Consider the following 7,034-nt stretch of genomic DNA (forward strand, 5'->3'; position numbering starts at 1 on the left):
ATTCAAAAGATCGTTCGTTAATAATGGCTTCAAAAAATTCGTTCTTAGTAGTTGGGGTAGGTCCTATTAAAGAGCTGTTTCCACCAAATCCTCTTTTTCTCACCTCTTCAAAAGCAGCTATAGCATCTGCAGTTGGTCCGTTATTTATCTCGTTCTCAGCTTCGGCAAACATGAGTAAAACGTCAGAAAACCTTATTAATGGCCAGTTTAACCCTGTAGCCTGTATTGCTGAGCTTAATCTTGGAGTAATCCAGTCCGAACGGAACTTTCCACTGGTCATATTTAGCAATGGTTGCACCGTTTTATAATATTCAGGGCTGTTGTAATAAGGAGCACAGGTAACATCTCTTCTTACATCTAAAGAGTCAAAATCGTAAAAATAAGTAGGTATAACTCTTATTTGACCATTACCTAATAAGGATGAGCTTCCCGGAACGTAAAATCTTGGACCGTCATAATAACCAATGTTACTATCCGTTTCGCGACCCATAGCTACTTCAAATAAAACTTCCCCGTAAGAGTCTATTTGATAAGAATCAATACCGTTTTTAAATACAGCTTCGAAACTTGGGTTAAGGGTATGCTGATCACGGCGTTGCATAATGTCAAAACATTCATCCTTTGCTATCTTGTAGTATTTTAAGTAATCGGGTCTGCGTTCCATAATTCCCGAAGCTCTCCTTAAAGAATAGCCGCCTCTGTAAAGTGCCAGTCTTGCTCTTAGTGCTTTCACAGCACCTTTTGTTATTCTTTCGTCAGAAGCTACCTCAGTTCTCCAGGGTACCAGCTCGGCTGCCTTTTCCAGGTCTGCAATGAGTCTGTCATAAATGGTATCTCTGTCGGTCCTTCCCAAAAATAAATCTGGCTGGTCTATAGATGGCTCAAAAGGAGCGGGGATATCTCCCCAGTTTCTGACCAATTCTAAATAGAACTGAGCTCTTAAAGTCAGCGCCTCACCATGCAGCCTTCTTAGTTGTTTCTTCTCTTCTTCAGAACCATTTTGGTATAATGCCATAGCAGGAATGTTCTTAATGCAGCTATTAGCCCGTTCTACTCCCGAATACAATTGTTCAAAAGGTAGTTTCAGTTGCGCATTGGTTGGTTGTACATTATACCTTGACAGATCTCTGGAGCTGTTATCCGGAGCCGTAGTATTTAATACACCTACCATTTCGTCGTTATCATAAGGATACATTAGACTCAAGCGACTGCCATAGGCTTGTAATCCGGCAAGCCTGTCGTAAGCACCTAAAACCGCACTTGTTGCATTAGGAACCGTACTGAATACATAACTCTCATCAAAAGCAGAAGAAGGATCTAAGTTTAAATATTTTTTACATGAAGCCGTTGCAATCATTAACAAGCAGCCTAGTGCTATAAAATGATATAAATAAGTTTTTCTTTTCATTATGAATCAATTTTATAATGAGAGATTAAGTCCGAATATGAATGCCTTGCTGCGAGGATAAGCTGCGTAGTCTACTCCAGGTGTTACAGGTATAGCTCTTCTGGTGTTTGCCTCCGGATCATAGCCCGAGTAATTGGTAAATACTGCCAGATTATTGACTGTTCCATACACCCTTAGTTTATTAATTTTGAAACGATTTACAAGTTTTGTAGGGAGGGTGTAACCGAGCGTAATGTTATTTATTCTTAAAAAAGATCCATCTTCCATCGCCCATGATGTTGGATACCATGCTCCTGTACCGCTAATTGGCATCCACATAGAAGCATTTTTATTTACTTCTGATAATATTTCAGGTGCAACCCCGGTTACATATTGTTGTCCGCCAATAGTTTCTACCTGTTGTATCCGGTTACCACTTTGATCGATGGTCTTCCAGCGATTGGAAACCATATCCAAAGAGTTGGCATAGGAACTGTAGGCATTTGTAAATTCTATTTTGTTGGCATTATATACATCATTACCAACAACAAAATTTACAAAAATGCTCATGTCGAAATTTTTATAAGTGAACTGCTGGTTTAGTCCTCCTGTAAATTTGGGATTTGCATTTCCGATAATAGTTTTATCATTCTCATCAATGACATTGTTGCCATCCAGATCTTTCAGTTTCATCCAACCTGGTTGAGCAATACCAATAGCACCAGAAACATCTGTTACACCTGCTTTTAGCGTATATCTTGAAGTTGCAGCATCATAATCAAAATCATCTGTAGTATAAAAGCCATCAGATACAAAACCATACATAGAACCTACAGGTTGTCCTACCTGAACGATATAATCCGCTGGCTGACCGGATATACCGAAGCCGGAGTTTTCAAAATAGGAGTTTTGCCTGTCCGATATTTTCTCAATTTTATTTCTATTGAAAGCCATATTGAAATTAGCATTCCAGCTAAAGTTTCTATTGATTACCGGAGTGGCCGAAATCTGGAATTCCAACCCTTTGTTAGCCGTTCTGCCTATATTTTGCAATTGTTTAGGAAAACCAGATGTAGATGGAATTGGAACCAGGATTAATAAATCGTGTACCTTGTTCTGATAGGCATCTACCGTAAGTTGTATGCGGTTTCTTAATAAAGAGAGATCTAATCCGATGTTTTTCGAAACGGTGGTTTCCCATACCAGATTTTTATTGGCAAGATTCTCTACAGCATAGCCCGGGATAATCTCTTCATTCAATGCATATTTTGCGCTCGCAGTATATACGTTCATGAACAGGTAGTCATCTATACGATCGTTACCAGAAGAACCGTAGCTCAGGCGTAGCTTCATATCAGAAATTAGTGGGATATCTTTCATGAAATCTTCCTGCGAGATTCGCCACGCAACAGAACCAGAAGGGAAATAACCCCATCTGTTACCTTCTGCAAATCTTGAAGAAGCATCTGTTCTAAAACTGAAGGTCGCCAGAAACTTATCTTTATAGCTATAATTGGTACGGTTAAAGAATGATAGTGTTCTTGTTGCAGATTGGTATGTTAAAGGGTAAAGTACGGGTGTGGTCAGTAAAGTTCCCAGATATAATTGCCCTAACGCTTTTTCAGCTGTAATTCCTTCTGGAAAGTTTTTCAATTGTACTTCCGAACTTTTATAGTCTATATTGTAAAACTCATTACCCAATAATATGTCTACTTTGTGACCGTTAATTTTTTTAGGAGTTAATGTTAACACATTAGAAAAATTGAAGCTGTTTTTATCTGCATCACGTACACCAGCCATTGGTAAACGGGCTCCCAGTACCCTCGACCGTGACGTGATACCCTCTTCGAAATTTTCCGTCGTTTGCCTGTTATAATTAACACCCAATGTGCTTCTAAAAGAGATAAGTTTGTTAAAGCTATAGTTAAGGTATCCATTAAGGTTGGTAATTTGCATTTCCCTGTTTCGGTACTGGGCATTGCTTAACGCAACAGGATTGATGATACCAATGGCATTTCCGGTGTTGGTATCTTCATAATAACTTTCGTCAATTTCATCTTCCGAAAGATTGCCTATGTTTAATGGCATGTATTTAACCGTATGTCGAAGCATATTATAGGTGGTGGCTCCTGCATCAGAAGTACCGGCTCCTAAAATATTTTGTTTAGTATACCTTACGTTAAAGCCAACTCTTAGCTTATTGCTTACCCGGTTGTCGAATCTGAAATTTACCAGTTTTCTGTCGAATCCGGAGTTAAGCATAATCCCGTCATCGTTGTTGCTGGTTACACTCAGGTTGTATTGTGTTGCTTTGGTTCCGCCAACGACACTTACATTATGGGTCTGCATAAAGGCATCATTACCAAAAGTTCTTTCCTGCCAGTCTATAAATGGAGTCTGTTTATATTGTTCTATATTATCCCATGTGCCATATCTGGTTTCAAATGCAGTCTCTGTATTGCTTAACCCTCTGGAACGCTCGTATTGGTAAAGAACAAAATCGTAAGGTTTCATCACATCCAGCTTATTGGCAAGAGTCTTTATACCAAATATGTTATTGTAATTTACCTGTGTTTTCATTTCTTTACCGCCTTTAGTAGTAATAATTACTACTCCGTTAGCGCCTCTTGCTCCGTAGATAGAAGTTGCTGATGCGTCTTTCAGAACATCTACAGAAGCAATATCCTGAGGGGATAAGCTGGCCAGACCGTCTTCTACCTGTACACCATCTATAATGTATAAAGGATCGTTACTTTGTGTTATGGAACCACCTCCGCGTACTTTTATCTGTACTTCTGCTCCCGGGCTTCCTTCTGATGTAGTTACCTGAACTCCGGCAAGACGGCCTGTAAGTGCTTCGGCTGCAGAATTTACGGGAATATCTTTGAGTTGCTTTTCATTGATAGAAGAAACAGAGCCAGTTAAATCTTTACGTTCAACAGTTGCGTAACCAATTGCAACAACTTCTTTTAGCTGTAAAGGCTCTTCTTCCAGTAAGAAATTGATTTCTGTTTGGTCCTTTAAAGAAACTTCCTGAGGAATAAATCCAATGTATCTGGCGACCAATATAACATTGGTTTTTCCGGCAGGAATATTTAAAGTGAAACTACCTGTTTGATCGGTTAATGTGCCCTGGGTATCACCTTTTATGCCTACACTGGCGCCAATTAAAGGTTCACTGTCACCTTTACTTAGTACTTTACCCTTTATTTTGGTTTGAGCATGTAACAGCCCCGAGCTGCTAATGACCAGTACAACGATAAATTTAAGCAGTTTTAGCATCATATATAAGTTTATAGGTTATCAAATTATTTAAAGACTTGAAAAACATTAAGATTTTTCGTCCCGATGTTTTCTGATACTGCCGCCAGTCCTCTGTGTGTTAAAACAAGATTACATTTTTCTGACGAGGAAGTGATTTAAAAGCGCCAAAAAATTAATGCAAGCGTTCTCGGAAACGCTACCGATAACGTTATCGGCGATTTTGAAACAATCTATTGGTACTTTTTTCGGGTTTTTGAATCAGGTATCCGATATTTAAGTAGTTAATTAATAATAACCTAAATGTTTTTATGATGAGTAAGTTTGATAGAAGACTGATTTTTATTGGAATCTTTTTGATTATGTGTGGATTCAATATGCAAAAAGATCAGATTACACTTTATTCCATTGGTGATTCTACCATGAGCAAGGCTAATACTGCTGATAATTATCCGGGTAGAGGTTGGATGCAGATGGTTGATCAATTTTTTGATGGATCTATAAATATTGTGAATCAGGGGGCAAGTGGGCGTAGTTCTAAATCTTACAGAAGCGAAGGATTATGGAACAAAGTGATTAACAGGGTAAAAGAAGGTGATTATGTATTTATCCAATTTGGACATAATGATTCAAAAGAAGATACACTGCGTCATACAGATCCGCAGACAACCTTTAAAGAGAATATCAGAAACTATGTAAATGAGGTAAGAGCTAAAAAAGCGAATCCAATTTTATTGACTTCTATCGTAAGAAGAAACTTTGACAAAAGTGGAAAACTGGTAGACACACATGGTGAATATGTTACGGTAGTCAGAGATCTCGCAAGAGAAATGAATGTACCTTTAATAGACTTAAATAAAAAAACTGCTGAATTGGTAGAAAATCTTGGTCCTGAAGAGTCAAAAAAACTGTATATGTATGTCGAGCCGGGCGTTACAGCTAAACTTCCTAAAGGAAAGAAAGACGATACCCATTTATGCGAAGCAGGCGCTCTGAAAGTTGCAGAATTAGCCACACAGGGCCTTAAAGAAATAAAAAGTCCATTAGCTAAATACCTTGTAAAATGAAAAAAACAGGAATTAAATATGCATTTATAGTCTTAATAGCACTATTTGCTTTTAAATGGTATAAGGAAACACCGGTAATTCACTCTATAGGAGATTCTACCATGTGTAATTTTGAGGAGAGTTACCTTAATAAATTCGGAGGAGAAGGCTACCCAATTAGGGGTTGGATGCAAATGATGCCGGAATTTGTAAAACCTGGTGTCAGGATTAACAATGCGGCCCGGAGTGGAAGGAGTTCGAAAAGTTTTAGAGGTGAGGGATTTTGGGATAAAGTAAAAGCGCAGATAAAACCTGGAGATTATGTATTCATCATGTTTGGAGGAAATGATCAGAAACCGGATACTTTACGCCATACTGATCCCTGGACTACCTATAAGCAAAACCTGATAAATTATGTGAACGAGTCGAAAAAGCTGGGCGCTAATCCTGTACTATTTACTTCTATTGTTAGGCGTAAATTCGATAAGAATGGTAAACTGGTAGATACTTATGGCGATTACATACTTGCTGTACGTGCTGTTGCAAAAGAATTAAATGTTCCTTTGGTAGATCTTAATAAATTAAGCGCCGAATTGGTTCAAAACTATGGCATAGAGAAATCTAAAGAACTGTTTTTGCATATAGAACCGGGGCGTTTTTCCAAGTTGCCGGAAGGTAAAAAGGATGATAGCCATTTATGTGTTGAAGGTGCAAGAAAGATTGCAGAATTAGCAGCAAAATCTATGAAAGAGCAGAAGCTGGCTGTAACAGAGTATCTTAAGTAATTTAGCACTATTGCAGCATGTTTCATAATTGAATATCATTTTGGTAATCAGCTCTTTGTCGCAGGCCCTGTGCAAACTTATGATTTCTTTGAACCGTTAAACTTCTCTATCATTGGGTTTTCCTTTTTTGCGATATGTTCAAAAAGGATTTCCTTTATCGCAGGGTCCTCTTTGAGAGACCGCTGCTCGGACGACAATTATTTGTCCCTGTCCGGGTTTGTTATACTGTCCAAGCGGGGTCTTTCAGAAAGAAGATCCTGCGCAAACCAAAAGAGTTTTAGTCAGTTGTGATGATGGTTGGAATAAAGGTACAGTTAGGGTAGACAGAATTCGGTTCTGGTTTACTACAGAGTTGTCACAGTATCTAAACGTTTTTATTTATTGCGGGTTCCTCGTGGAGAGACCGCTGCTCCGGAAGGGAATTATTGTCGCTATCCTGATTTTTATTATTGGATATTGATGTCTATATTTAGTTTTCGTTATTGAAATTACACCACCTCATTTCATAAAACCATCCGAAGTCTGTGAAAGTCCGCAAAAGTCCATGAAAGTCCG

Annotated in this window: 4 protein-coding genes; 2 read left to right on the plus strand and 2 right to left on the minus strand. The window is 38.5% G+C overall.

Features of this window, described 5'->3' with window-relative positions; all coding sequences use genetic code 11:
* Nucleotides 1–1,408: RagB/SusD family nutrient uptake outer membrane protein (locus tag ABWO41_RS13585; RefSeq protein ID WP_353138995.1), on the minus strand; the 1,408-nt coding region annotated here is incomplete at its 3' end.
* Between the two features lie 12 nt (nt 1,409–1,420).
* A complete protein-coding gene (locus ABWO41_RS13590; protein WP_353138998.1) occupies nt 1,421–4,672 on the minus strand; it encodes a SusC/RagA family TonB-linked outer membrane protein in 3,252 nt (1,083 codons plus the stop codon).
* Between the two features lie 287 nt (nt 4,673–4,959).
* Here ABWO41_RS13590 and ABWO41_RS13595 point away from each other — a divergent pair, with 287 nt between their 5' ends.
* Nucleotides 4,960–5,715, plus strand: coding sequence for a rhamnogalacturonan acetylesterase (locus ABWO41_RS13595; RefSeq protein ID WP_353139001.1), 756 nt, complete (start codon nt 4,960–4,962; stop codon nt 5,713–5,715).
* Nucleotides 5,712–6,479 (plus strand): rhamnogalacturonan acetylesterase, encoded by a 768-nt coding sequence (locus ABWO41_RS13600; protein WP_353139004.1) that lies wholly within the window; start codon nt 5,712–5,714, stop codon nt 6,477–6,479. Before ABWO41_RS13595 ends, ABWO41_RS13600 begins: the two co-directional genes overlap by 4 nt.
* Nucleotides 6,480–7,034 lie beyond the last annotated feature (555 nt).

It is taken from the genome of Pseudopedobacter sp. (assembly GCF_040392825.1).
GTDB lineage: Bacteria > Bacteroidota > Bacteroidia > Sphingobacteriales > Sphingobacteriaceae > Pseudopedobacter.